This window comes from Chryseoglobus sp. 28M-23 (assembly GCF_014789785.1).
Classification (GTDB): domain Bacteria; phylum Actinomycetota; class Actinomycetes; order Actinomycetales; family Microbacteriaceae; genus Microcella; species Microcella indica.
Window position 1 is genome coordinate 727,291 of record NZ_CP061846.1, and the last position, 23,946, is coordinate 751,236.

26 protein-coding genes are annotated in these 23,946 nt (G+C 71.7%); 15 read left to right on the forward strand and 11 right to left on the reverse strand.

The window, feature by feature from the left end:
* Positions 1-26: 26 nt before the first annotated feature.
* Both IE160_RS03585 and IE160_RS03590 read left to right on the forward strand, forming a co-directional pair.
* Positions 27-479: a hypothetical protein gene (locus IE160_RS03585; protein WP_191151682.1), complete on the forward strand. Its 453-nt coding sequence runs from the start codon at positions 27-29 to the stop codon at positions 477-479.
* On the forward strand, positions 476-856 hold the full coding sequence (locus tag IE160_RS03590; RefSeq protein WP_179873374.1) for a hypothetical protein: 381 nt from the start codon (positions 476-478) through the stop codon (positions 854-856). The genes IE160_RS03585 and IE160_RS03590 overlap by 4 nt, the downstream gene beginning before the upstream one ends.
* A 25-nt stretch (positions 857-881) precedes the next feature.
* Here the strand turns inward: IE160_RS03590 and IE160_RS03595 are convergent, their stop codons facing one another.
* The 3 genes from IE160_RS03595 to mobA are packed head-to-tail and all read right to left on the reverse strand — an operon-like array spanning position 882 to position 2,244.
* Positions 882-1,268 (reverse strand): DoxX family protein, encoded by a 387-nt coding sequence (locus IE160_RS03595; RefSeq protein ID WP_224744550.1) that lies wholly within the window; start codon positions 1,266-1,268, stop codon positions 882-884.
* Complete coding sequence (locus tag IE160_RS12485; protein WP_224744551.1) at positions 1,265-1,573, reverse strand: DUF6457 domain-containing protein; 309 nt, start codon at positions 1,571-1,573, stop codon at positions 1,265-1,267. The genes IE160_RS03595 and IE160_RS12485 overlap by 4 nt, the downstream gene beginning before the upstream one ends.
* Positions 1,570-2,244 carry a molybdenum cofactor guanylyltransferase gene (mobA, locus tag IE160_RS03605; RefSeq protein WP_191151683.1) on the reverse strand — a complete coding sequence of 225 codons (675 nt, stop codon included), beginning with the start codon at positions 2,242-2,244 and terminating at the stop codon, positions 1,570-1,572. The genes IE160_RS12485 and mobA overlap by 4 nt, the downstream gene beginning before the upstream one ends.
* Positions 2,245-2,284: 40 nt before the next feature.
* Here mobA and fdhD point away from each other — a divergent pair, with 40 nt between their 5' ends.
* Together fdhD and IE160_RS03615 are read left to right on the forward strand one after the other, a co-directional pair.
* Complete coding sequence (fdhD, locus tag IE160_RS03610; RefSeq protein WP_191151684.1) at positions 2,285-3,169, forward strand: formate dehydrogenase accessory sulfurtransferase FdhD; 885 nt, start codon at positions 2,285-2,287, stop codon at positions 3,167-3,169.
* On the forward strand, positions 3,166-5,559 hold the full coding sequence (locus tag IE160_RS03615) for an FdhF/YdeP family oxidoreductase (RefSeq protein WP_224744552.1): 2,394 nt from the start codon (positions 3,166-3,168) through the stop codon (positions 5,557-5,559). Before fdhD ends, IE160_RS03615 begins: the two co-directional genes overlap by 4 nt.
* Here IE160_RS03615 and IE160_RS03620 read toward each other — a convergent pair.
* A complete protein-coding gene (locus IE160_RS03620) occupies positions 5,549-6,799 on the reverse strand; it encodes a molybdopterin molybdotransferase MoeA (RefSeq protein WP_224744553.1) in 1,251 nt (416 codons plus the stop codon). The two genes, IE160_RS03615 and IE160_RS03620, sit on opposite strands and share 11 nt — an antisense overlap.
* A gap of 195 nt (positions 6,800-6,994) precedes the next feature.
* Here IE160_RS03620 and serA point away from each other — a divergent pair, with 195 nt between their 5' ends.
* A complete protein-coding gene (gene serA, locus IE160_RS03625; RefSeq protein WP_191151685.1) occupies positions 6,995-8,587 on the forward strand; it encodes a phosphoglycerate dehydrogenase in 1,593 nt (530 codons plus the stop codon).
* A gap of 32 nt (positions 8,588-8,619) precedes the next feature.
* Here serA and IE160_RS03630 read toward each other — a convergent pair whose 3' ends face one another.
* On the reverse strand, positions 8,620-8,865 hold the full coding sequence (locus IE160_RS03630) for a DUF6458 family protein (protein WP_179873378.1): 246 nt from the start codon (positions 8,863-8,865) through the stop codon (positions 8,620-8,622).
* Positions 8,866-9,043: 178 nt separating this feature from the next.
* On the opposite strand from IE160_RS03630, the gene IE160_RS03635 reads away from it, so the two are divergent.
* The 6 genes from IE160_RS03635 to IE160_RS03660 all read left to right on the forward strand — a co-directional run bounded on the left by IE160_RS03635 (position 9,044) and on the right by IE160_RS03660 (position 14,641).
* Positions 9,044-10,099, forward strand: a complete 1,056-nt coding sequence (locus IE160_RS03635; RefSeq protein ID WP_224744554.1) for a 3-isopropylmalate dehydrogenase — start codon at positions 9,044-9,046, stop codon at positions 10,097-10,099.
* 102 nt (positions 10,100-10,201) lie between these two features.
* Positions 10,202-11,314, forward strand: a complete 1,113-nt coding sequence (locus IE160_RS03640) for a branched-chain amino acid aminotransferase (RefSeq protein WP_191151686.1) — start codon at positions 10,202-10,204, stop codon at positions 11,312-11,314.
* Positions 11,307-11,732, forward strand: a complete 426-nt coding sequence (locus IE160_RS03645) for a hypothetical protein (RefSeq protein WP_179873380.1) — start codon at positions 11,307-11,309, stop codon at positions 11,730-11,732. Before IE160_RS03640 ends, IE160_RS03645 begins: the two co-directional genes overlap by 8 nt.
* The gene (gene fdxA / locus IE160_RS03650; protein WP_191151687.1) at positions 11,729-12,049 is read left to right on the forward strand and encodes a ferredoxin; all 321 of its coding nucleotides are present in this window, start codon (positions 11,729-11,731) and stop codon (positions 12,047-12,049) included. The genes IE160_RS03645 and fdxA overlap by 4 nt, the downstream gene beginning before the upstream one ends.
* 8 nt (positions 12,050-12,057) lie before the next feature.
* Positions 12,058-13,173 (forward strand): succinyldiaminopimelate transaminase, encoded by a 1,116-nt coding sequence (gene dapC / locus IE160_RS03655; protein WP_191151688.1) that lies wholly within the window; start codon positions 12,058-12,060, stop codon positions 13,171-13,173.
* A 181-nt stretch (positions 13,174-13,354) separates the two neighbouring features.
* The gene (locus IE160_RS03660) at positions 13,355-14,641 is read left to right on the forward strand and encodes a citrate synthase (RefSeq protein WP_224744555.1); all 1,287 of its coding nucleotides are present in this window, start codon (positions 13,355-13,357) and stop codon (positions 14,639-14,641) included.
* 18 nt (positions 14,642-14,659) lie between these two features.
* Here the strand turns inward: IE160_RS03660 and dapD are convergent, their stop codons facing one another.
* The gene (gene dapD, locus IE160_RS03665) at positions 14,660-15,664 is read right to left on the reverse strand and encodes a 2,3,4,5-tetrahydropyridine-2,6-dicarboxylate N-succinyltransferase (RefSeq protein ID WP_191151690.1); all 1,005 of its coding nucleotides are present in this window, start codon (positions 15,662-15,664) and stop codon (positions 14,660-14,662) included.
* A gap of 39 nt (positions 15,665-15,703) precedes the next feature.
* Between dapD and dapE the strand changes: the two genes are divergently transcribed.
* The 3 genes from dapE to IE160_RS03680 all read left to right on the forward strand — a co-directional run bounded on the left by dapE (position 15,704) and on the right by IE160_RS03680 (position 18,364).
* Entirely contained in the window at positions 15,704-16,807 is a 1,104-nt protein-coding gene (gene dapE / locus IE160_RS03670; RefSeq protein WP_191151691.1) for a succinyl-diaminopimelate desuccinylase, read from the forward strand.
* Positions 16,789-18,093, forward strand: coding sequence for a hypothetical protein (locus IE160_RS03675; protein WP_191151692.1), 1,305 nt, complete (start codon positions 16,789-16,791; stop codon positions 18,091-18,093). Before dapE ends, IE160_RS03675 begins: the two co-directional genes overlap by 19 nt.
* Before the next feature lie 103 nt (positions 18,094-18,196).
* Positions 18,197-18,364 carry a DUF3117 domain-containing protein gene (locus tag IE160_RS03680; RefSeq protein ID WP_152581927.1) on the forward strand — a complete coding sequence of 56 codons (168 nt, stop codon included), beginning with the start codon at positions 18,197-18,199 and terminating at the stop codon, positions 18,362-18,364.
* A 28-nt stretch (positions 18,365-18,392) separates the two neighbouring features.
* On the opposite strand, the gene IE160_RS03685 is transcribed toward IE160_RS03680, so the two are convergent.
* The gene (locus IE160_RS03685; RefSeq protein ID WP_191151693.1) at positions 18,393-19,025 is read right to left on the reverse strand and encodes an O-methyltransferase; all 633 of its coding nucleotides are present in this window, start codon (positions 19,023-19,025) and stop codon (positions 18,393-18,395) included.
* A 63-nt stretch (positions 19,026-19,088) separates the two neighbouring features.
* Between IE160_RS03685 and IE160_RS03690 the strand changes: the two genes are divergently transcribed.
* Positions 19,089-19,460, forward strand: coding sequence for a sec-independent translocase (locus IE160_RS03690; RefSeq protein WP_179873386.1), 372 nt, complete (start codon positions 19,089-19,091; stop codon positions 19,458-19,460).
* Positions 19,461-19,536: 76 nt separating this feature from the next.
* Here the strand turns inward: IE160_RS03690 and IE160_RS03695 are convergent, their stop codons facing one another.
* The 4 genes from IE160_RS03695 to IE160_RS03710 form a co-directional block, all read right to left on the reverse strand.
* Positions 19,537-20,463 (reverse strand): LysR family transcriptional regulator, encoded by a 927-nt coding sequence (locus tag IE160_RS03695; protein WP_191151694.1) that lies wholly within the window; start codon positions 20,461-20,463, stop codon positions 19,537-19,539.
* Positions 20,464-20,759: 296 nt separating this feature from the next.
* Positions 20,760-21,908 carry an Mrp/NBP35 family ATP-binding protein gene (locus tag IE160_RS03700; protein ID WP_179873388.1) on the reverse strand — a complete coding sequence of 383 codons (1,149 nt, stop codon included), beginning with the start codon at positions 21,906-21,908 and terminating at the stop codon, positions 20,760-20,762.
* Positions 21,905-22,465: a DUF1003 domain-containing protein gene (locus IE160_RS03705; protein WP_179873389.1), complete on the reverse strand. Its 561-nt coding sequence runs from the start codon at positions 22,463-22,465 to the stop codon at positions 21,905-21,907. The genes IE160_RS03700 and IE160_RS03705 overlap by 4 nt, the downstream gene beginning before the upstream one ends.
* Positions 22,462-23,919, reverse strand: coding sequence for a magnesium transporter MgtE N-terminal domain-containing protein (locus IE160_RS03710; RefSeq protein WP_179873390.1), 1,458 nt, complete (start codon positions 23,917-23,919; stop codon positions 22,462-22,464). The genes IE160_RS03705 and IE160_RS03710 overlap by 4 nt, the downstream gene beginning before the upstream one ends.
* Positions 23,920-23,946 lie beyond the last annotated feature (27 nt).

The window sequence follows — 23,946 nt, forward strand, 5'->3', positions numbered from 1 at the left end:
CAGGGGCCCTCGCTAGGCTCTCGACCATGCCTCGTACACCGCCCGACGACGACGCCGCCCTGCGGTGGGACGACGTCGACGACCCGAGCTGGGTCGAGGCGCAGTGCACGGCGTCGCACGGCGGAGCCGAGGCGGGCTCTGACGGCGTCGGCGAGCGCGAGGGGGGCGTGCCGGCATCGCCGGAGCCGTCGCGCGGCGCGCTCGCCATGACGCTCATCACCGCGGTCGGTGCCGTGCTGTACCTCGCCTACTCGATCGCGTGGATCGTCGGCGTGAGCGGCCTCCCGCTGAGCGGGCCGACGCTCGTGCTCGAAGTGCTGTACCAGTTCGCCGAGTTCCTCGCGATCATCGCGAGCGCCCTCTGGTTCGTCGCAGCGGTCATGCTCACGGCCGGTCGAGTCGGTCGACGCGCTGGGTGGCTCGCGCTCGGCTCCCTCGTCCTGATGCCCTGGCCCTTCGTGCTGGGGGTGCTCACGTGACCGACGCGCGCGACCTCACCCCTCCCCGCACCGATCCGGCAGGCACCGCCCCCGTCGACCGCGGCTCCCGTGCCGCGCGTCTCGGCGTCATCCTGCTCCTGGGCCTCGTCGTCGCCTGGTTCACGTGGGACGCCGTCGGCAACCTCATCGCCCTCCCCGAGCTGCTCACCGACCTGGGGCTCGCCGAGAGCGTGCCGTGGCCGGCGCTCGTCCTCGGCGTCGCCATGCCCGTCGTGTACTACGCGGCCGCGGTCGTCATCGGGGTGCGCCTGAGTCTCGCGCGCTTGACTCTCGTGCTCATCGCCAGCCTCGCGGCGATCGCGGCGACAAGGCTGAGCCTCATCGCCGTCGCGACCGGCACTCTCGTGGTTCTGTAGCGCATGCCGTCCTCGGCTAGGCGAGTCAGGCGAGGCCGACCCAGAGCACGAGGGCGATGAGCGCGAGCTGCAGGAGCAGTCTCGGCACGAGCGGCACCGCGACGACGCCGAAGCGGTCGCGATGGCGCGCCGCGTAGGCGTTGGCCGGGAACACGCACACGAGGAACACCGCGAGCAGGATGCCCGCCGCGGGCCGCGTCACCGGCACGAGCAGGCCTATCCCTCCCGCGATCTCCGCGACGCCCGTGACCCAGACCCAGCCGCGCGGGCTGAACGGGCGGCCGTGGAAGACGGCGGGCACCATCGCGGCCATCGTGCGCACGACGCTCGGCACGAAGTGGGTGATGCCGATGCCCACGAACACGACGGCCGTGATGATGCGCGCAAGGTCGAGCGCGAGCTCGACGGTCACGAGGCACCCTCCTCGTTCGATGCGGCGCCGCGCTCGGCGAGCAACCGGTCGATGGTCGCGAGCTCCGGATCGATGCCGGCGCCGGTTCCGGGCGTGAGCGCAGCATCCTCGCTCCCGGCCCGTCGGCCGGCGGCGTACCCGGCGAGGAAGGTCGCGAGCGGCGCGGCGGGACGCACGACGCCGTGCGCGACGCGTCCGGCGAGCGCGAGCACGGTGTCGATGTCGGCGGGGGGCTGCTCGAGCCCGAGGGCGGCGCACAGTTCGTCCACCCAGTCGGCGAGCAGGGCGTCTCGATCGTCGGTCATGGCGAGCGGTCTCCTTCGGTCACGCGGGGCACGGTGACGCCGAGCGCCGCCGCATCGTCGAGCGTGTCGACGTCGGCCGTCGACCCCGGGGGCGCCGCGACCGTCTCGACGACCATCCTCGCGGTGATCGCCCGCAGGGGCAGGGAGGCGAGCGGGTGCGGTGCGCGATGCTCGACCGCGCGCCGTGCGCCCTCCGCGTCACCACTGCCCGCCTCGAGCTCGGCGAGCACGCGACGCAGGGGAACCGTGCGGTAGACGCCCGCGAGCGGCTGCAGGCGCTGCGACTCGTCGAGCGCGAGCACGGCCTCGGCCGCGGGCAGCGCGGCGAGGACGGCCAGCAGCTCGGGCACGAGCGGGGCGACGTGCGGCATGTCGACGGCGAGCAGGAGGACGGCATCGGCGGCGGGCTCGCGCCGAGCATCCAGGGCCGCGAGGCCGGCACCGAGCGCCGCGACCGGGCCGCCGTACGCGGGGTGCTCGCGCGCTGCGCTCACGCGGGCGTCGAGCAGCCGCGGGGGAGCGTCGCCGACGATGACGAGGGAGCGCGCCGCGCCGAGGGCGCCGACCGTGCGCTCGAGGAGCGTCGCGCCGTCGACCAGCAACCCGGCCTTGGCCACGCCGCCGAGTCGCGCACCCCGGCCGCCGCTGAGCACGAGAGCGTCGACGATCACGGCTCCACGCTAGTGGGGCGGCATGTGCGACGATCGGAGGGTGGGACGCATCACGCAACGCCGCCGCGTCACGCGGATCACGCTCGGTCACGCGCCGAGCGAGCGCGCCGACGTGCTCGCCGTCGAGGAGCCGCTCGAGATCCGCGTCGGCGGCCTGCCCCTCGCCATCACGATGCGCACCCCGGGCAGCGACGTCGAGCTCGCTGCCGGCTTCCTCGTCTCGGAGGGCGTTGTCGCGCGCGGCGAGCAGTTCTCGGCAGCACGGTACTGTGTCGACGCGACTGCGGAGGATCGCGCGACCGGGCAGGTGAGCAACACGTACAACGTGCTCGACGTCGCGCTCGCTCCCGGGGTTCCGGCACCCGACCCGAGCCTCGCGCGCACGTTCTTCACGACGAGCTCGTGCGGGCTGTGCGGCAAGGACAGCATCGAGGCGGTGCGCACGAGCTCGCGGCACCCCGTCGCGGACGATCCGCTCGTCGTGAGCGCGCAGCTGCTGACGACGCTGCCCGATCGCCTGCGCGAGCAGCAGGCGGTGTTCGAGAAGACGGGTGGGCTGCACGCGGCCGCGCTCGTCGACGGTGCGACAGGCGAGCTGCTCGTGCTGCGCGAGGACGTCGGGCGGCACAACGCCGTCGACAAGGTGGTCGGCTGGGCACTCATGAACGACCGGCTGCCGCTCACCGGCACCGTGCTCATGGTCTCGGGCCGCGCGAGCTTCGAGCTCACGCAGAAGGCGTCGATGGCGGGCATTCCGATGCTCGCGGCCGTCTCGGCGCCGTCGTCGCTCGCGGTCGAGCTCGCCGAGGAGCACGGCATGACCCTCGTGGGCTTCCTGCGCGGCGAGTCGATGGTCGTCTACACGGGCATCGAGCGCATCACGGATGCTCAGCTCACGCTCCCTCAGGAGGAACTCGTCCCGTGACCGACCGCAGAGGCCTCCCAGCCAGCCCCGTACCCGCGAGCCCCGAGCCCGACCTCGTCGTGACCGCGCCGAAGGAGTGGGCCGCGGGTGTCCCCGGCGTGCTGCACGCGATGGGGCCGGCGCTCGCCGAGATGGGGCTGGGGCGCTCGCTCACGCTCCTCACGAAGCTCAACCAGCAGCAGGGCCTCGACTGCATGAGCTGCGCGTGGCCCGACCCCGCGCACCGCAAGGCCGCCGAGTTCTGCGAGAACGGCGCGAAGGCGGTCACGTGGGAGGCGACGCCCCTCACGGTGCCGTCGAGCTTCTGGGCCGAGAACTCGCTCACCGACCTCCTCGAGCGTGACGAGTACTGGCTCGGTCAGCAAGGGCGCCTCGTCGAGCCCGTGCACAAGCCCGCCGACAGCGACCACTACCACCCGGTGAGCTGGGACGAGGCGTTCTCGATCATCGGCGAGCGGCTCGCCTCGCTCGAGTCGCCCGACCAAGCGGCCTTCTACACGAGCGGGCGTGCATCCAATGAGGCAGCCTTCCTCTACCAGCTGTTCGTGCGCGCCTACGGCACCAACAATCTGCCCGACTGCTCCAACATGTGCCACGAGTCGACGGGCGCAGCGCTCACGGAGACGCTCGGCATCGGCAAGGCCACGGTCGCCTACGACGACTTCGCGCAGGCCGACCTCATCATCGTGATGGGCCAGAACCCCGGCACCAACCACCCCCGCATGCTCACCGCCCTCGAGGAGGCGAAGAGCAACGGTGCGAGCGTCGTCGCCGTCAACCCGCTCGTCGAGGCAGGCCTCAAGCGCTACAAGAACCCGCAGACCGTGCGCGGCGTCGTGGGCCGAGGGTCGAGCATCGCCGACCAGTACCTGCAGATCCGCTCGGGCGGCGACATGGCGCTCCTGCAGGCGCTCTCCCGCCGCGTGCTCGAGGCCGAGGCGGCAGCACCGGGCACGGTGCTCGACCACGCCTTCCTCGCCGAGCACGCGAGCGGTGTCGAGGAGACCATCGCCCACCTGAGCGCGGTCGACGAGGCCGAGGTGCTCGCCGCGACAGGCCTGACCTCGCAGGAGATCGACGAGCTCGGGCAGCGCTATCTGCGCGCCGACCGCGTCATCATCACCTGGGCGATGGGCATCACGCAGCATAGGAGAGCCGTCGCGACGATCCGCGAGATCGTCAACCTGCTCCTGCTGCGCGGCAACATGGGCAAGCCCGGCGCGGGAGCGTGCCCCGTGCGCGGCCACAGCAACGTGCAGGGCGACCGCACGATGGGCGTGTGGGAGAAGATGCCGGCGTGGTTCCTCGACGCGCTCGAGAGGGAGTTCGGCTTCGCCCCGCCGCGCGAAGAGGGCGTCGACTCGGTGCACGGCGTGCAGGCGATGCGGCGCGGCGAGATTCGCGCGTGGGTCTCGCTCGGCGGCAACTTCGTCGGCGCGATCTCCGACACCGCCGCCGCGGAGGCGGCCATGCGCGGCACCGACCTCACCGTGCAGATCTCGACCAAGCTCAACCGCTCCCACGTCGTCACGGGGCGCGAGGCGATCATCCTTCCCACGCTCGGCCGCACCGAGATCGACCGTCAGGCCTCCGGCGAGCAGTTCGTGACGGTCGAGGACACGGTGTGCGCCGTGCACGCCTCCTACGGCGCGGTGCAACCCGTCGACGAGCGCCTGCTCTCGGAGGTCGCGATCGTGTGCCGCATGGCCGAGGCCGTGCTCGGCGACCGCGTGAGCATCCCGTGGCGCGACTTCGAGGGCGATTACGACCTCATCCGCGACCGCATCAGCCGCGTGGTGCCGGGCTTCGACGACTACTCGGCGCGCGCGCGGCGACCCGAGGGCTTCGTGCTGCCCAACGGCCCGCGCGACTCCCGCAGCTTCGCGACCGCGACGGGGCGCGCCATGCTCACCGTCAACGCGCTCGAGGCCGTCGAGCGGCCCGCCGGTCGCCTGCTGCTGCAGACCCTGCGCTCGCACGACCAGTTCAACACGACCATCTACGGGCTCAACGACCGCTACCGGGGCATCAAGAAGGGTCGCAGGGTCGTGTTCGTGAACCCCGACGACCTCGCCGAGCTCGGCCTCGAGGACGGCCAGCGAGTCGACATCGTGAGCGAGTGGCGCGGCGCCGACCACGGCTTCCTCAGCGATTGGCGCGTGGTCGCCTACCCGACGGCGAGAGGGTGCGCCGCAGCCTACTTCCCGGAGGCCAACGTTCTCGTCCCGCTCGAGAGCGTCGCCGAGGGCAGCAACACGCCTGTCTCGAAGGCGGTCGTCGTGCGGCTCGAGCCGCATCGCGCTGATGCGCCAGACACCGATGCGCCAGACACCGATCGCGCGCCCGAGCCCGCGTCTCGGCCCGACACGGAGCCGTCGCTCACGCGGTAGGCGGCTGATCCCGCCAGTCGAGCACCTCGACGACGTCTCCGGGGGAGACCTCCTCGACCTCCGCGTCGACGACCGCGAGGCCGTCGGCGAGTGCGAGACTCGCCACGAGGTGCGAACCCGAGCCGCCCGCGGTCGCGGGGCGCACGCGCACCGCGCCCGCGGCATCCCGCACGATGGTCACCGGGATGTACTGCCGGCGGCCCTGCGGCGTGCGCCAGCCGACCTCGGCGGTGCCGTCGACCCGCGGGCGCTGCACCTCGGCGAGTCCCTGCAGGCGCCGCAGCGCCGGCCGCACGAAGACCTCGAACGAGACCGCCGCGCTCACCGGGTTGCCGGGCAGCGCGAAGAGCGGAGTGCCGTCGAGCCAGTGCCCGAAGCCCTGCGGCTTGCCCGGCTGCATGCGCACGCTGCCGAAGCGCACGCCCAGCGGCGCGAGCAGCTCTTTCACGACGTCGTAGGCGCCGACGCTCACGCCCCCCGAGAGCACGATCGCGTCGGCCTCGCGCGCGGCCCGCTCCAGCAGCGCGCGCAGAGCGTCGACGTCGTCGGCCACCGAGCCGAGTCGCAGGGCCGCCCCTCCCGCCTCCTCGACGGCGGCGGCCAGCAGGAAGGAGTTCGAGTCGGGAATCTGACCGCGCCGCGTCGGCTCGCCGGGCGGCACGAGCTCGCTGCCCGTCGAGATGACGGCGACTCGTGGGCGGGCGTGCACGTCGACCGTCGCGCGTCCCGCGCTCGCCGCCGCCGCGATCGCGCGCGAGGTGAGCGTCACGCCGGGGGAGAGCACCGTCGCGCCGGCCTCCAGGTCGGTGCCCGCGCGTCGTACGTGCGCCCCGAGCACCGCCTCCCGGTGCACGCGCACGCTCGCCGTGCCGCCGTCGGTGTGCTCGACGGGCACGATCGCATCAGCACCGAGCGGCACCGGGGCCCCCGTCATGATGCGTGCGGCCGTGCCGGGCTCGAGCCGAGCATCCGCCGCGGCGCCCGCGGGAAGATCGGCCGTGACGGGCAGGCGCACGAATGCGGTCTCGGATGCACCGCGCACGTCCTCCGCGCGCACGGCGTAGCCGTCCATCGCCGAGTTGTCGAACGGGGGGATCGCCGTCTGCGCCGTCACCTGCCGCGCGAGCACGCGCCCGAGCGCCGCGTCGAGCGGAACGGACTCCACGGGACGCTCGCGAACGCCCGCGAGGATGTCGTCGAGGTGCTCCTCGACGCTGCGCATGTGCGACGTGCCGACCATGGCCTCACGCTAGCCGGTCGGCGCGGCCGGGGCGGGCCCGCTCGTGCCCGCGGTCCTGGGCGCCGTGAGTGCTCCACTACCCTGGAGGCACAGACCAACGGCGCCCCGACCACCGCGCCCCGTGATCGCCCTGTGCGAGCCCCGTGCTCGCCCGCAGTCCGCCCATCCTGTCGACACCCCCGTGAGGTTCCACTCGTGTCCAAGCCCGTCGTGCTCATCGCCGAACAGCTGTCTCCCGCCACCGTCGACGCTCTCGGCCCCGACTTCGACGTGCGCCACGTCGACGGCACCGACCGCGCCGCCCTGCTCGCCGCCCTGCCGGAGGCGCACGCGATCCTCATCCGCTCGGCGACGCAGGTCGACGCCGAGGCGATCGCCGCCGGCTCCGCCCTCAAGGTCGTCGCGCGCGCCGGGGTCGGGCTCGACAACGTCGACGTCAAGGCTGCGACCGAGGCGGGCGTCATGGTCGTCAACGCGCCCACGAGCAACGTCGTGAGCGCCGCCGAGCTCGCGGTCGGGCACATCCTCGCCCTCGCCCGCCACATTCCCGAGGCGAACGCCTCCATGAAGGCGGGGGAGTGGAAGCGCTCCGCTTTCACGGGCTTCGAGCTGTACGAGAAGACCATCGGCATCGTCGGCCTCGGCCGCATCGGCACCCTCGTCGCCCAGCGTCTCGCCGGGTTCGAGGTCGAGCTGCTCGGCTTCGACCCCTACGTTCCACCGGCGCGCGCCGCGCAGCTCGGCGTGACGCTCGTGACCCTCGACGAGCTCATGGAGCGCAGCGACGTCATCACGATCCACATTCCCAAGACGCCCGAGACCACGAACCTCATCAGCACGGACGAGTTCGCGAAGGCGAAGCCCTCCCTGCGCATCGTCAACGCGAGCCGCGGCGGCATCATCGACGAGGATGCCCTGCACGAGGCCCTCGCGAGCGGCCGCATCGCCGGCGCGGGCCTCGACGTCTTCGTGAGCGAGCCGCCGAAGGGCTCCCCGCTGCTCGACCTGCCCACCATCCAGCTGACGCCGCACCTCGGCGCCTCGACCGACGAGGCGCAGGAGAAGGCCGGGGTCTCGGTCGCCAAGTCGGTGCGCCTCGCGCTCGACGGCGAGCTCGTTCCCGACGCCGTGAACGTGGCCGGTGGCACGATCGATCCGAGCGTGCGCCCGGGCATCCCGCTCATGGAGAAGCTCGGCCAGGTCTGGGCGAGCCTCGCCGATCACTCGTTCGCGAGCATCGACGTCGAGGTGCGCGGCGAGATCGTCGCGCACGACGTGGGCGTGCTCAAGCTCGCCGCCCTCAAGGGCATCTTCGGCCGTATCTCCTCCGAGCAGGTCAGCTACGTCAACGCGCCGCTGCTCGCCGAGCAGCGCGGCGTCGAGGTGCGCCTCATCACCGACGAGGTGAGCGAGGAGTACCGCAACCTACTGACGATCCGCGGCTCGCTCGCCGACGGCACGCAGCTGTCCGTGAGCGGCACGCTCGTCGGCGCGAAGCAGGTGCAGAAGATCGTCGAGATCAACGGCTACGACGTCGAAGTGCCCATGGCGGAGCACTTCATCGTCATGCTCTACACCGACCGGCCGGGCATCGTCGCGGTGTACGGCAAGGAGTTCGGCGAGGCCCAGATCAACATCGCCGGCATGCAGATCGCCCGGCACACCGCGGGCGGGCCGGCACTGAGCGTGCTGACCGTCGACTCGCAGGTGCCGGACGAGCTGCTGGAGCGCTTGCGCGGCGAGATCGATGCCTCGTTCCTGCGCGAGATCACGCTCTACGAGGCCTGACCCCTCAGGCCCGACCCCTCTGGGTCGGCGCGCTAATCGACCGGGTCGGTCGTGGTGCGGCGCGTCGTGCTCGCACCGGATGCGGGGTCGACGGTCGTCTCCTGCGTTGCCGAACGACGACGGGCCATGAGGACACCGCCGATGATGATGGTGATGGCACCGGCCACCATGAGGATGTAGCCGACCGTGGACAGCTCGATCCAGTCGAGGCTGACGTTGACGGCGAAGGCGAAGATCGCGCCAACGGCAAACAGGAAGATTCCGAAACCAATGCTCATGACGTGGTCCTTTCGTTGTGACCCCGGTAGGAGCCGACTGAGACCGTAGCGCGGGCCGCGCCTGCTCGCGAGGTTCCCGACCCGGGCGACGTGGGGTAAGACGCTAGCCTGAGAGCGGCAGATCGGCGCAGGAGTGCGGATCCTGCCCGTTGACTGAGAATCGCCTGATGGAGGCCCCGTGATCCGCACCCGCACCCTCGACCTCGCCGTCATCGCCGGCGACGGCATCGGCCCTGAAGTCACCGCCGAGGCGCTGCGCGTGCTGCGCGCCGCTGTGGGCGACGAGGCGACGGTCACGCAGACGGATTACCCGCTCGGTGCCGCGCACTACCTCGCGACCGGCGAGATTCTCGGCGACGAGACCCTCGAGAAGCTCGCCCAGCACGACGCCATCCTGCTCGGCGCCGTCGGCGGGGACCCGCGCGACCCGAAGCTCGCGGGCGGCATCATCGAGCGCGGGCTGCTGCTGAAGCTGCGCTTCGCGTTCGACCACTACGTCAACCTGCGCCCCACGCGCATCCTGCCCGGCGTCACCTCACCGCTCGCCGATCCCGGTGAGGTCGACTTCGTCGTCGTGCGCGAAGGCACGGAGGGGCCCTACGTGGGCAACGGCGGCGCGCTGCGCGTCGGCACGCCGCACGAGATCGCCAACGAGACGAGCGTCAACACCGCCTTCGGCATCGAGCGCGTCGTGCGCTTCGCCTTCACCCAGGCCGCCGCGCGGCGGCAGAAGCTCACCCTCGTCCACAAGACCAACGTGCTCGTGCACGCGGGCGGGCTCTGGCAGCGCGTCGTGACCGCGGTCGCCGCCGAGCACCCCGACGTGAGCGTCGACTACCTGCACGTCGACGCCGCCACGATCTTCCTGGTCACCGACCCGGCGCGCTTCGACGTCATCGTGACCGACAACCTGTTCGGCGACATCCTCACCGATCTCGCCGCCGCCATCGGCGGCGGTATCGGCCTCGCCGCCTCGGGCAACCTCAACCCGAGCGGCGACTTTCCCAGCATGTTCGAGCCGGTCCACGGCTCGGCGCCCGACATCGCCGGCCAGCAGAAGGCAGACCCGACCGCGGCGATCCTCTCCGTGGCGCTGCTGCTCGAGCAGAGCGGCCTCGGCGAGGCCGCGGCCCGTGTGACGCGCGCCGTCGAAGCCGACCTCGCCGCGCGCGGCTCGACTCCGCGCAGCACCGTCGAGATCGGCGCGGCGATCGCGGAGGCCGCCGCGGCCTGAGCCGAGCATCCCGCACGGGCGTCATGCGACAGCCCGGAGTACGCTAGACCAACGCTTCACCGGCGCGCAGACGCGCCGCCGTCGACCTGCCGAGGACACACCATGACGATCTCGCTGCCCCTAGCCCAGAAGGACCTCACGTTCGCGGTGACGCGCAACGAGTCTGCGGCGAGCGACGCCGATCGCGCGGCGATCCTCGCCAACCCCGGCTTCGGCAAGACCTTCACCGACCACATGGTCGACGTGTGCTGGAGCGAGCACGGCGGCTGGCACCGGCCCCGCGTGCAGCCCTACGGCCCCATCGCCCTCGACCCCGCGGCGGGCGTGCTGCACTACGGCCAGGAGATCTTCGAAGGGCTCAAGGCCTACCGCCACGCCGATGGCTCCATCTGGTCGTTCCGCCCCGACGCCAACGCGCGCCGCATGCAGGCCTCCGCGCGGCGCATGGCGCTGCCTGAGCTGCCCGAGGAGTACTTCATCGAGTCGCTGCGGCAGCTCGTCGCCGTCGACGGCGACTGGGTGCCGACCGCGCCGGAGACGAGTCTCTACCTGCGGCCCTTCATGTTCGCCAAGGAGGCGTTCCTCGGCGTGCGACCCGCCCACAAGGTCGCCTACTACGTCATCGCCTCCCCGGCGGGTGCCTACTTCCCTGGCGGTGTGAGCCCCGTCTCCATCTGGCTCTCCACCGAGTACTCGCGCGCGGGCAAGGGCGGCACGGGCGCCGCCAAGACGGGTGGCAACTACGCCGCCTCGCTCGTGGCGCAGGCCGAGGCCGCCGAGCACGGCTGCCAGCAGGTGCTCTTCCTCGACTCCGTCGAAGGGCGCTACCTCGAAGAGCTCGGCGGCATGAACATCGTGCTCGTGACGCGCGACGGCACGCTCGTGACGCCGCAGAGCCCGTCGATCCTGCCCGGTATCACGCGCGACTCCGTGCTGCAGCTCGCCGAAGACCGCGGCCACACCGTCGAGCGCCGCCAGGTCTCGATCGACGAGTGGCGCGAGGGCGTCGCGAACGGCGACATCGTCGAGGCGTTCGCGTGCGGCACCGCCGCCGTCATCACGCCCATCGGCATGATCTCGGCCCGCGACTTCACGATCGGCTCCGCCGACGCCGAGCCTGGTGAGCTCACGATGTCGCTGCGCGAGGAGCTCACCGACATCCAGTACGGGCGCCGCCCCGACCCGCACGGCTGGATGCTGCGCCTGGATGCCTGAGCACGAGTTCGCCCGCATGCCCGGCTGGGCGCAGGCGGGCACTCTCGCGATCGTCCTGCTGCTCGGCACCGTGCTCGGCTTCATCGGCACGTTCTTCCACCAGTCGCTGCCGCCGATCGGGCTCATCGTCGCCCTCGGGACGGTCGGACTGTTCCTCACGGGGCTGCGCAGCTGGGCATCCGTGCGGTCGCCCGCGGCGACGGGCGCGCTCGGGGTCGCCGGCATGAGCGCGATCCTGAGCCTGCCGGTCGGCGGCACGGTGCTCGTGCCCGCCAACGCCGTCGGCCTCGCCTGGACCTTCGGCGTCGCACTCATCGCCCTCGTCGTGATCGCGTGGCCCGACCCTGCACGGCTCTCACGGCTTCGGGCCGTTAGCATGGAGGGGCCCGCCAAAGAGAAGGACTCGACTGCACCGTGACCTACGTCATCGCCCTCCCCTGTGTCGACCTCAAGGATCGCGCCTGCATCGACGAATGCCCCGTCGACTGCATCTACGAGGGTGACCGGATGCTCTACATCCACCCCGACGAGTGCGTCGACTGCGGCGCCTGCGAGCCGGTGTGCCCTGTCGAGGCCATCTACTACGAAGACGACATCCCAGAGAAGTGGGCCGACTACTACACGGCTAACGTCGAGTTCTTCAAGGAGATCGGCTCTCCCGGTGGAGCAGCCAAGGTCGGCGTCATCCACTACGACCACCCGATCGTGGCCGCGCTGCCGCCGCAGCAGCAGTAGCCGTACCGGTGGGTATCGCGTTACCCGACTTCCCGTGGGACTCCCTCGCGCCCCACGCGGCGCGCGCCCGTGAGCACGCCGACGGGATCTGCGACCTCTCCGTCGGATCGCCCGTCGACCCGACGCCCGACGTCGTGCGCGAGGCGTTGCGCGCGGCCACGGATGCCCACGCCTACCCGCAGACGACGGGCACGGCCGAGCTGCGCGCGGCGATCGTCGACTGGTACGCCCGCCGACGCGGCGTGAGCGGGCTCGGCCCCGACGCGGTGCTGCCCACGATCGGCTCGAAGGAGCTCGTCGCGTGGCTGCCGCTCCTGCTCGGGCTCGGCCCCGGCGACGTGGTCGTGCACCCCACGGTCGCCTACCCCACCTACGCCGTCGGCGCGGCCCTCGCGCGTGCGACCGCCGTCGCCGCCGACGACCCCGCGCTGTGGCCCGCCGAGGTGCGCCTCGTGTGGCTCAACAGCCCCGGCAACCCCACGGGAGCGGTGCTCGACGTCGACGCCCTGCGCGCTGCCGTCGCGCGAGCCCGCGAGCTCGGCGCCGTCATCGTCAACGACGAGTGCTACGCCGAACTCGGCTGGGATGCCCCGTGGGCGGACCGGCCAGCGCCGAGCATCCTCGACCCGCGCGTGGTCGGAGACGGCCCCCCGACCGGCGTGCTCAGCGTCTACTCGCTCAGCAAGCAGTCGAACCTCGCCGGCTATCGCGCCGCGTTCCTCGCCGGCGACGAGAAGCTCGTGCGGAGCATCCTGCAGGTGCGCAAGCATGCCGGCCTCATGCCGCCCGCGCCCGTGCAGGCGGCCATGATCGCCGCCCTCGGAGACGACGTCCACGTCGCCGAGCAGAAGGAGCTCTATCGCGCGCGACGGGATGCCCTCGCCGCAGCCGTGCGCACCGCGGGACTGCGCATCGACCACTCCGAAGCCGGGCTGTACCTGTGGTGCACGCGCGACGAGCCCGCCCTCGACACCGTCGCATGGTTCGCCGAGCAGGGCATCCTCGTCGCCCCCGGCACCTTCTACGAGGGTGAGCAGTCGCGCCACGTGCGCCTCGCCCTCACGGCGAGCGATGAGCGCATCGCCGCGGCGGCCGCGCGCTTGGTCTCATCCTCCAACGCCTGAGCGTCTGCGTTGGCGGGTGGCGCACTGGCTCCCATTTGCGCCTAGGCTGTAAGCGGACCACTCCCGCACGCCACCACACCTCGGCGCGCAGCGGAGGGTCCTCTCCCCAGAACCGTCCAACGCGGACACACGACCGATGCGGACACGTCCAACCCGGACACGACCAACGCGAGGAGGCGCAGTGAGCGACGCCGATCAGAAGGCCACCCTGCAGTTCCCGGGAGGAACCGCGGAGTTCCCGATCCTGACGAGCGTCGACGGCGCTTCCAGCATCGACGTCTCGACGCTGACGAAGCAGACCGGTCTCACCGCGCTCGACTACGGCTTCGTCAACACCGCCTCGACGCAGAGCGCCATCACCTACATCGACGGCGACAACGGCGTGCTGCGCTACCGCGGCTACGCCATCGAGGATGTCGCGGCCAACGCCTCCTTCCTCGAAGTGGCCTGGCTGCTCATCTACGGCGAGCTGCCCACGCCCTCCGAGCTCGACGCCTTCGACTCGCGCGTGCGCCGCCACACGCTCCTCCACGAAGACCTCAAGCGCTTCTTCGACTCGCTCCCGCACCAGGCGCACCCCATGTCGGTGCTCTCCTCCGCGGTGTCGGCGCTCTCGACCTACTACGGCGACTCCCTCAACCCGCACGACCCCGAGCAGGTGGAGATCTCCACGATCCGCCTCCTCGCGAAGCTGCCCGTCATCGCCGCCTACGCGCACAAGAAGTCGGTCGGGCAGGCCTTCCTGTACCCCGACAACTCGCTGAGCTTCGTCGACAACTTCCTGCGCCTCAACTTCGGCACGATGGCCGAGCCCTACGAGATCAACCCCGTGCTGTCGCAGGCGCTCGAGCGCCTGCTCATCCTGCACGAGGACCACGAGCAGAACGCCTCCACCTCGACGGTGCGGCTCGTCGGCTCGACGCAGGCCAACCTGTTCGCCTCCATCTCGGCGGGCATCAACGCGCTCTCGGGTCCGCTGCACGGCGGCGCGAACGAGTCGGTGCTGAGCATGCTCGGGCGCATCCGCGACAGCGGCGAGAGCGTCGAGCGGTTCGTGGAGCGCGTCAAGAACAAGGAGGACGGTGTCAAGCTCATGGGCTTCGGGCACCGCGTCTACAAGTCGTACGACCCGCGCGCCAAGCTCGTCAAGGAGAGCGCCGACGCCGTGCTCGCCGACCTCGGCATGAGCGACCCGCTGCTCGACATCGGCCGTGAGCTGGAGCAGATCGCGCTCGCGGACGACTACTTCATCGAGCGCAAGCTGTACCCGAACGTCGACTTCTACACGGGCGTCATCTACAAGGCGATGGGCTTCCCGACGCGCATGTTCACGGTGCTCTTCGCGATCGGGCGCCTGCCCGGCTGGATCGCCCACTGGCGCGAGATGAACGACGACCCGCGCACGAAGATCGGCCGTCCCCAGCAGCTGTACACGGGTTCGGCCGCGCGCGACTGGCCCCAGCGCTAGCAGCACCCGCACCGCGGGCTAGGCGTGCAGGGCCTCGTTGAGCTGCACGCCCGCGCCCGTGCGGGGCAGCACCTCGACGGCGCCCGTGAGCGAGTTGCGGCGGAACAGCAGCCCCGCGACCCCGCTCAGCTCGGCAGCCTTCACGGCGCGAGGCAGACCATCCGGCCCGGTCGTTCCGTCGACCACGTAGACCTTCTGGCCGGCGGTCACGTAGAGCCCCGCCTCGACCACCGAGTCGTCGCCGAGCGAGATGCCGATGCCGCTGTTCGCACCGAGCAGCGCGCGCTCGCCGATCGCGATGCGGTGCGTGCCGCCGCCCGAGAGCGTGCCCATGATCGATGCGCCGCCCCCGATGTCGGTGCCGTCACCGACGACGACGCCCTGGCTGATGCGGCCCTCGACCATGGAGGCGCCGAGGGTTCCGGCGTTGAAGTTGATGAAGCCCTCGTGCATGACCGTCGTGCCGGGCGAGACGTAGGCGCCCAGGCGCACGCGGGAGGCGTCGGCGATGCGCACGCGCGGCGGCGTGACGTAGTCGAGCATGCGCGGGAACTTGTCGATGCCGAGCGGCGAGAGGCCCGCGCGCTGCAGTCCGGGGCGCAGCGCGTCGAGGTCGTCGGGGTGCACGGGGCCGCCGGTCGTCCACATGACGATCGGCAGGTGGCCGAAGACGCCGTCGAGATTGATCGTGTTGGGCAGCACCAGTCGGTGGCTGAGCAGGTGCAGGCGCAGGTAGGCGTCGGGAGTCGAGGCGGGGGGCGCATCCAGCTCGATCTCGACCGTGCGGGCCTCGAGGCGCACGCCGCGCCGCTCGTCCTCGCCCTGCAGGCGGGCGATCTCGGCGGGGACGATGTACGGGTCGCGGCCCTCCGGCAGCGTGCCGAGGTGCGGTTCGGGGTACCAGGTGTCGAGCACCTCGCCGTCGCTCGCGCGCACCGTCGCGAGACCGTAGCCCCAGGCGTGGGTCGGCGCGGTGCCGTCGGCGGGGGTGTCAGTCGCAGTGGGGGAGGTGCTCGAGGCCATGACTCCAGGCTACCGGGGCGCCGAACTAGGCTGGGCGATGTGACCGCCACCCTTCCCGTGCGCGCCGGCGTCGTCGGCCTCACCCGCGCCCTGTGCGACCTGCCCAGCGTCTCCGGCGATGAGCGGATGCTCGCCGACGCCCTCGAGGCGACGCTGCGAGCCGAGGCGCCCCACCTCGAGGTCACGCGCGACGGCGACGCGATCGTCGCCCGTACGCAACTCGGGCGCGCGCAGCGGGTGATCGTCGCCGGCCACATCGACACCGTGCCCATCAACGACAACCTGCCGACCCGGCTCGAGGGCGACGAGCTCACGGGCACCCTGTGGGGGCGCGGCACGGTCGACATGAAGGGCGGCGTCGCGGTCGCCCTCGCCCTCGCGGTCGAGCTCGCCGAGCCCGTGCACGACGTCACGTGGGTCTGGTACGACCACGAGGAGGTCGAGGCGACCCTCAACGGTCTCGGCCGTCTCGCGCGCACGCACCCCGAGCTGCTCGCGGCGGACTTCGCGATCCTCGGCGAGCCCTCGAACGGCGTCGTCGAGGGCGGCTGCAACGGCACCGTGCGTGTCGAGCTGCGCGCCTCGGGCCGCCGGGCGCACTCGGCGCGGTCGTGGATGGGCGTCAACGCGATCCAGGCCCTCGCGCCGGCGCTCGCCGCCCTCGCCGCCTACGAGCCCGCCACGGTGGAGGTCGACGGGCTCGCCTACCGCGAGGGGCTCAACGCCGTGGGCGTGAGCGGGGGAGTGGCCGGCAACGTCATCCCCGATGCGGCCGTGCTCACCGTCAACTACCGCTTCGCCCCCGACAAGACGGTCGCGCAGGCGCTCGAGCACGTGCGCTCGGTGCTGCTGCCGGGCGACGCCGCGGCGCGCGGCCTCGAGATGGTCGTGACCGACGAGTCCTCCGCCGCCCGGCCGGGACTGGATGCTCCGCTCGCGCAGCACTTCGTGGCAGCGGTCGGCGGCACTCCGGCCCCCAAGTACGGCTGGACGGACGTCGCGCGCTTCGCCGAGCTCGGCATCCCCGCCGTCAACTACGGTCCCGGCGACGGGTCGCTCGCGCACGCCGACGACGAGCGCGTGCCGGTCGAGCAGATCCTCGCGTGCGAGCGGGGCCTTCGCGCGTGGCTGAGCGGGCAGTAGCGGTTCCCGCCGTCGGGCACGCAGCCTGGCGCCTCGCCACCGCCTTCGGCCGCGTGCCGTGGTGGGCGTGGGTGCTCGCGGTCTACAGCGCGTCTCGGGTCGTGACCACGAGCATCCTCCTGGCGTTCGCGGCCCGCCAGGAGGACAACCCGTGGACGGAGGCGAACCCCGGCTACCTCGACTTCGCGCGCCTGTGGGACGGTCACTGGTACTGGATCATCGCCGCCGTCGGCTACCCCGAGGAGATCCCGCGCGACGAGGACGGCCTCGCGCAGGAGAACGCGTGGGCGTTCATGCCGGTCTACCCTATGCTCGTGCGGGCGGGGCTCGGTCTCATGGGCGGCGGCTCGGCCTCCGACTTCGCGGCCGTCGCGGTGACGATCTCGGTCGTCGCGGGCGGCGCTGCCGCGCTGCTCTTCCACGCCCTGCTGCGGCGCTGGATGAGCGCGGGGGCGGCGATGCTCGGCACGGCGCTGTTCTGCATCGCGCCGCTCTCGCCGATCTACCAGGTCGCGTACGCGGAGGCGCTGCACCTGGCGCTCCTCTTCCTCGCGCTGCTGCTCGTGCTCGAGCGGCGGTGGGTGCCCCTCGCCGTGGTCGTGACGGTCATGGCCCTCACGCGCCCGAGCGGGCTCGCCTTCGCGCTGCTGCTCGCGCTGGTCTGGCTGTGGCGGTGGCGCCGGGCGCGGCGCGGCATCGAACCGTTCGGGATGCGGGAGCGCGTCACTCTGCTCAGCGTCACCGCCGTCGCCGGTTTCGCCGGCCTCGCGTGGCCGGGCATCGTCGCCCTCGCCACCGGCGACTTTCTCGGGTACACCGACACCGAGCTCGCCTGGCGCCGACCGTACATCGGCGACGTGCACCTCGTGCCCTTCACGCCGTGGTGGCAGGGCGCGCAATGGTGGCTTGGCGACATGCTGGGCCCTGTCGCGCTCGTGACGGTGCTGCTGCTCGTGGCGTGCGCATTCGCGCTCCCGGCGATGCGGCGCATGCCCGTGGAGCTGCGCTGCTGGATCGTCGCCTACTCGCTCTACCTGCTCGCGGTGTTCTTCCCCCAGTCGAGCACGTTCCGCCTGCTCGTGCCGCTCGCGCCCGCCCTCGGGGCGATCGCGCTCGGCATCGTGAGCGTGGGGAACGGGCCGCTCGGGCGGCGGCTATCGCGGCCGGGGGTCGGCCCGTTGCGCGGAGTGCTCGCCGCGCTCGCCATCGCGATCGGCATCGCCGGCCAGGTGCTCTGGGTGCACCTCGGCTGGTGGGTCGACGGCTACGACTGGACCCCGCCGTGACCCTCGCGACGCTCGACTGCGGCCCCGAGCATCCCCTCGATTTAGGCAATGTCGGCGGATGCGGGATAATAGAGGGGAAGTCTCATTGAAAGGGGATACCACCATGGCAGCCATGAAGCCCAGGACCGGAGACGGACCGATGGAGGCTGTCAAGGAGGGTCGCCTCATCATCGTGCGCGTGCCCCTCGAAGGCGGCGGACGCCTCGTGGTGTCGGTCAACGACGCCGAGGCGCAGGAGCTGCACGACGCGCTCGCCGCGGCGATCTCCTAGCGCACCCGCCCGCCCGCCCGCCCGCCCGCTACTCGGGCAGGGTGAGGATCTGCAGCAGCCCGTCGCCGACGGGCGACACCGCGATGCGCACGGCAGGTGACTCGCGCAGCTCACGGAGGACTCCGCGCAGCTGCGCCGTCACGCCGTCGCGCTTCGCGGGCTCTGGTACGAAGTCGCGCCACAGCGCGTGCGGTACGAGCACGAGCCCGCCGACGCGGACGAGCCGGATCGCGTGGGCGATGTAGTCGAGAATGCTCGCGGCGTCGCCGTCGACGAGGACGACGTCGTAGCTGGCCTCGTTCATGCGCGGCAGCACCTCGAGTGCACGGCCCGTGATGAGGCGCACGCGCGCGGCCGGATGCCCCGCATCGGTGAACGCGGTGCGTGCGACCTCGTGGTGGTCGGCCTCGAGGTCGATCGACGTGAGGTGGGCGTGCGGCGCACCGCTGAGCATCCAGAGCCCGCTGACGCCGAGACCGGTGCCGATCTCGATGATCGACTGGGCGTCGACAGCGCCGCAGAGAAGCGCGAGCTGGGCTCCCGTGGCGGGGCTCACCGCGTCGATGCCCTGCTCGACCGACTGCGCGCGGGCGCGCGCGATCACATCGGGTTCGACCGTGGTCTCCTCGACGTACTTCCAGGACAGTTCTTTGCTCGGCACACGCACTCCTCGTTGCGCCCAGCCTAGGGCGAAGACTCGGTCTCGCCGGGCTATTGTCGAGGGGTGTCCCTAGGCCTGACGTTCGAGAAGCTGCTGCTGATCGGTCTCATTGCTGTGCTCCTCATCGGCCCGGACCGTCTGCCGATGTACGCGGCGCAGTTCGGGCGACTCGTGCGTTCGCTGCGCGACATGGCGAGCGGGGCGAAGGACCGCATGCGCGAGGAGATGGGCCCCGACTACGACGACATCGACTGGAAGAAGCTCGACCCGCGCCAGTACGACCCGCGTCGCATCGTGCGGGAGGCGCTCCTGGAGGATGAGGAGAAGCCGGTCGCGCCGACGGTGTCGGCACCGAAGCGCGAGTCGGCCTACGCCCAGCGTCAGCGATTGATCCGCGAGGGCAAGCCGGCGCCTTTCGACCTCGAGGCCACGTAGAGGACGCCGAGAGCTGACGGCACGTGCTCGGCCTGACGCCCTATGGCTGACGCCCGGCGCGCTCGGGGCTCGGCGCTCAGCGAGTGCCGATGATGCGGTGGCTCGCGGCGACGCGCTCGCCCTCCGCACGCAGGAGCTCGAGCACCCGCCGCACGCTCGGCCGTTCGGCGCGATCGGCCCTCAGTAGCGCCGAGATCTGCCGTTCGGCGGGAATGCCGACGAGAGGCCGCGTGGCGATGTCGGTGCCGTGGCTGCGGGTCGTGAAGCGGGGCAGGATCGCTAGGCCGAGCCCGGCCGCGACGAGGCCCTCGACGACGAGGTTGTCCATGATGCGCTGCACGATGCGCGGCTCCCGCCCGACGGCGGCACCGAGCGCGTCGAGCCAGCGGTCGTACGGGTAGCCGATCGGTGCGCCGATCCACGGGTAGTCGGCGACGTCGGCGGGGCTCAGCACGCTCTCTTCCAGCAGCGGGTGGCCGGCCGGGAGGGCGACGTCGAAGGGCTCGGTCATGAGGTGCACGGTCGTGAGCCCTCGCTCGTTCCAGTGCGAGGGCACGCCCTGCGAGTCGGCGAGCACGATGTCGAAGTCGGGCGTGAGTTCGGCGAAGTCGGCGAGGGGGAGGTCCTGGTCGGTGACGAGCAGTCTCAGGGCGGGCTCGCGCTCGAGCGCACCCAGCACGCCGGGCAGCAGCATCTGCCCCGCGGTCGGGAAGGTGCTGAGCGTCACCGTGCCGGTCGGAGTCTGCTTGTACTCCGACCACAGCGCCTCGGCCGACTCGATCGCGACGGCGATTCTGCGCGCCGTCTCGGCGAGGGCGCGCCCCGCCCCCGTGAGCCGGATGCCCCGCCCCTCCTTCTCCGTGAGGGGCACGCCCGCTTCGGCTTCGAGCAGCTTGAGCTGCTGCGAGACGGCGGATGCGGTGCGGTGGGTCGCGGCGGCCACGGCCGTGATGGTGCCCCGGTCGGCGAGTTCGCGGAGCAGTTCCAAACGGTGTACGTCCATGTAGAGAAACTACACGCTACGTGTAGAAACAATCGATTGTGCTAAAGATACCGATGCGATGGACTGGTCACTGTTCAGGACAGAACGGGTTCGCCGCTCCCGGAGTGCGCGAGCCACACGACAGAAGGAGTACGCGCCATGATCATCGGAATCGTCACCGCAGCCCTGGCCCTCGTCGCCGTGACTGCGACCGCCGTTGTGACGGTGCGCGACGGTTACCGACAGGTCCCGGCGCGCACCCTCTGACTCGGGTCGCTCCGCCAGCGAGGACGGCCCGCCCCTGACGGGTGCCTCGGCTAGCGCGGGGTGACGGTGAGCGGCCGCCCGGCGAGCCCGCGGCCCCGTTCGATCACACGATCGGCGAGGTCGAGGATCGCCTGGGCGGCCGCATCCGTCTCGCCGGGTGCGTCGTAGCGGCGCAGCACGATCGGCCGACCGGCATCGCCCCCTTCGCGAAGGGCCAGGCTCAGGGGCACGCGCGCGAGCACATCGACGTCGAGCCGCTGGGCCGTCTCGTCGCCGCCACCGGAGCCGAACAGCTCGAGCACGCTGCCGTCGGGCTGCACGTAGCCGGTCATGTTCTCGACGACGCCGATGACCGTCTGACCCGTCTGCCGGGCCACGAGCGCTGAGCGCTCGGCGACATCGGCTGCCGCCTTCTGCGGCGTCGTCACGACGAGCACTTCGGCGTGCGGCAGCAGCTGTCCGATCGAGATGGCGATGTCTCCCGTGCCGGGCGGCATGTCGATCACCAGAACGTCCAGATCGCCGAAGTAGACGTCGGTGAGGAACTGCTCGACCGTGCGGTGCAGCATCGGGCCGCGCCACGACACGGAGGTGTGCGGGTCGACGAACATGCCGATCGAGATGACGGCGAGGCCGTGCACCCGCGGGGGCATGATCATCTCGCCGACGCGGGTCGGCTTGGCGTTGGCGATGCCGAGGATGCCCGGAATCGAGAAGCCGAACACGTCGGCGTCCATGAGCCCGACGCGCAGCCCGCGCTGGGCGAGCGCGACCGCGAGGTTGGCGGTGACGGTCGACTTGCCGACGCCGCCCTTGCCGCTCGTCACGGCGATGACGCGAGTCAGGGCATCCGGAGTGAAAGGGTGGCCGCGCGGCCGGTCGCCGCGCAGACGCTCGATGAGAGCATCCCGCGTGGCGCGATCCATGACGCCCACGTCGACGGTCACGTCGTCGATGCCGTCGACCGAGGATGCCGCGGTGCGTACATCGCGCTCGATGCGGTCCGCGGCGGGGCAGCCCACGATCGTGAGTCGTAGCTGCACCTCGGCGCGCGTCGCACCGGCGTCGTCGGTGGCGACGTGCACGCCGTCGATCATGTCGAGCTCGGTCACCGGGCGACGGATCTCCGGATCGATGACGCGCGCGAGGGCTGCGAGGACGCGCTGCTCGAGGGCGCTCGCCGTGGATTCCGCCGTCACCGGGTCGTGCCCTCGCCGCGCTCGGAATCGGTTGTGTCGTGCGGCTCGCGATCGAGCTCGTCGAGCAGAGCGCGCAGCTCGGCGCGGATGAAGTCTTTCGTCGCGACGTCCTTCATCGCCAGCCGCAGGGAGACGACCTCGCGGGCCAGGTACTCGGTGTCGGCGAGGTTGCGCTCGGCCCGTTGACGGTCCTGCTCGATCTGCACGCGGTCGCGGTCGTCCTGCCGGTTCTGGGCGAGCAGGATGAGCGGGGCAGCGTAGGAGGCCTGGAGGGACAGGATGAGGGTCAGCGCGGTGAAGCCGAGCGCGAGCGAGTCGAAGCGCAACGACTCAGGGCCGACGGTGTTCCAGGTGATCCAGGCCGCGACGAAGACGGAGAGCGCGAACAGGAACCAGGGGGTTCCCATGCCGCGGGCGACGCCCTCGGTGAAGCGGCCGAACCGGTCGCGGCTGGAGAACCTCGGTAGGAGCCCCGCGCGGAGCCCCTTGGGAGCGGAGAGGCTGCCCGAGTCGCGCGTCGCGCGCCGACGTGCGGCGTCCTTGTCGCGCGCGGTCATCGGCGATCACCCGGAGGGGCGTCGTGGCGAGGCGGGTCGGTGCGCGGCGTCTCCGGGGCGACAACCGGAATCGCTGTCGTGCTGGGGTTCGCGGTGCTGAACCGGCCAGGAGCGGGATGCTCGCCCACGGTCGCACTGCGGTCGCGTGCGGGCGCCGTCGACCCGGGCACGCGGCCCCGAGCCTTGCCGCGTGCCGGTGGGCGAGGGGGTGCGGGGGAGTGCTCATCGGTGCTGCGCCAGTCGTCGGGCAGGAGGTAGTCGAGCACGTCGTCGATCGTCACGACGCCGACGAGTCGACGGGTCTCATCGACGACGGGCAGGGAGACGAGGTCGTAGCTCGCGAGGCGGCGGGAGACTTCGGCGGCCGAGGTCTCGGGCGTGACGGGTTCGATGCCCTGGTCGAGGAGGGTGCCGAGGCGTTCGTGCGGCGGGTAGCGGAGCATCCTCTGGAAGTGCACCATGCCCAGGTACCGGCCGGTCGGCGGCTCGTACGGGGGGAGCGTGACGCAGATGGCAGCGCCGATCGCGGGCGCGAGCTCGTGGCGGCGGATGAGCGCGAGGCCTTCGGCGACGGTCGCGTCGGCGGAGACGATGATCGGCTCGGTGGTCATGAGCCCGCCGGCGGTGTCGGCGTCGTAGGAGAGCAGGAAGCGCACGTCCTGCGCCTCTTCGGGTTCCATGAGGTCGAGCAGCGCCTCGCCGCGCAGGACCGGGAGCTGGGCGATGAGGTCGGCCGCGTCGTCTGGTTCCATGTGGTCGAGCACGTCGGCCGCGCGCTCGTCGTCGAGGCGTGTCAGGAGGGCGACCTGGTCGGCTTCCGGCATCTCCTCGAGGGCGTCGGCGAGGCGCTCGTCGGGAAGCTCTTCGGCGACTTCGAGTCGGCGGCCGTCCGGCAGTTCGAGGAGGGTGGCGGCGAGGTCGGCGGGCAGCAGGTCGTTGTACTCGGCGATGAGCTTCTCGGCGCTCTGCGGTTCGGTGCTGCCCGTCACCTCGGTGACGTCGCTCCACCGGGCGAAGACGCTCTGACCCTTCGTGAACGGCGCGGGGACGGCCCGGGGCTTGCGCAGGAAGAGCTGCTCGACGGCCCATTCGCCGGGGCCGGACTCCTCGATGGCGACGTCTTCGATGACGGCGGTGCCGCCGCCGTCGCGGAAGCGCATGGTGCGGCCGACGAGTTCGGCGAGCACCCGCACTTCGCCGCCGCGTTGCTCGAAGCGCCGCAGGTTGATGAGGCCGGTGGTGATGATCTGCCCGCTGCTGATGCTCGTGACGCGCCCGATGGAGAGGAACACGCGGCGGCGACCGGGCACTTCGACGATGAGGCCCACGACGCGGGGCGATTCGGTGGGTCGGTAGACGACTAGGACGTCGCGCACCTTGCCGACCCGGTCGCCTGCGGGGTCGAAAACGGAGCACCCGTTGAGCCGGGCGACGAAGACAGTCGAGGCGCTCACGGCTAAACCTTATCGTCGCCCTGTCAC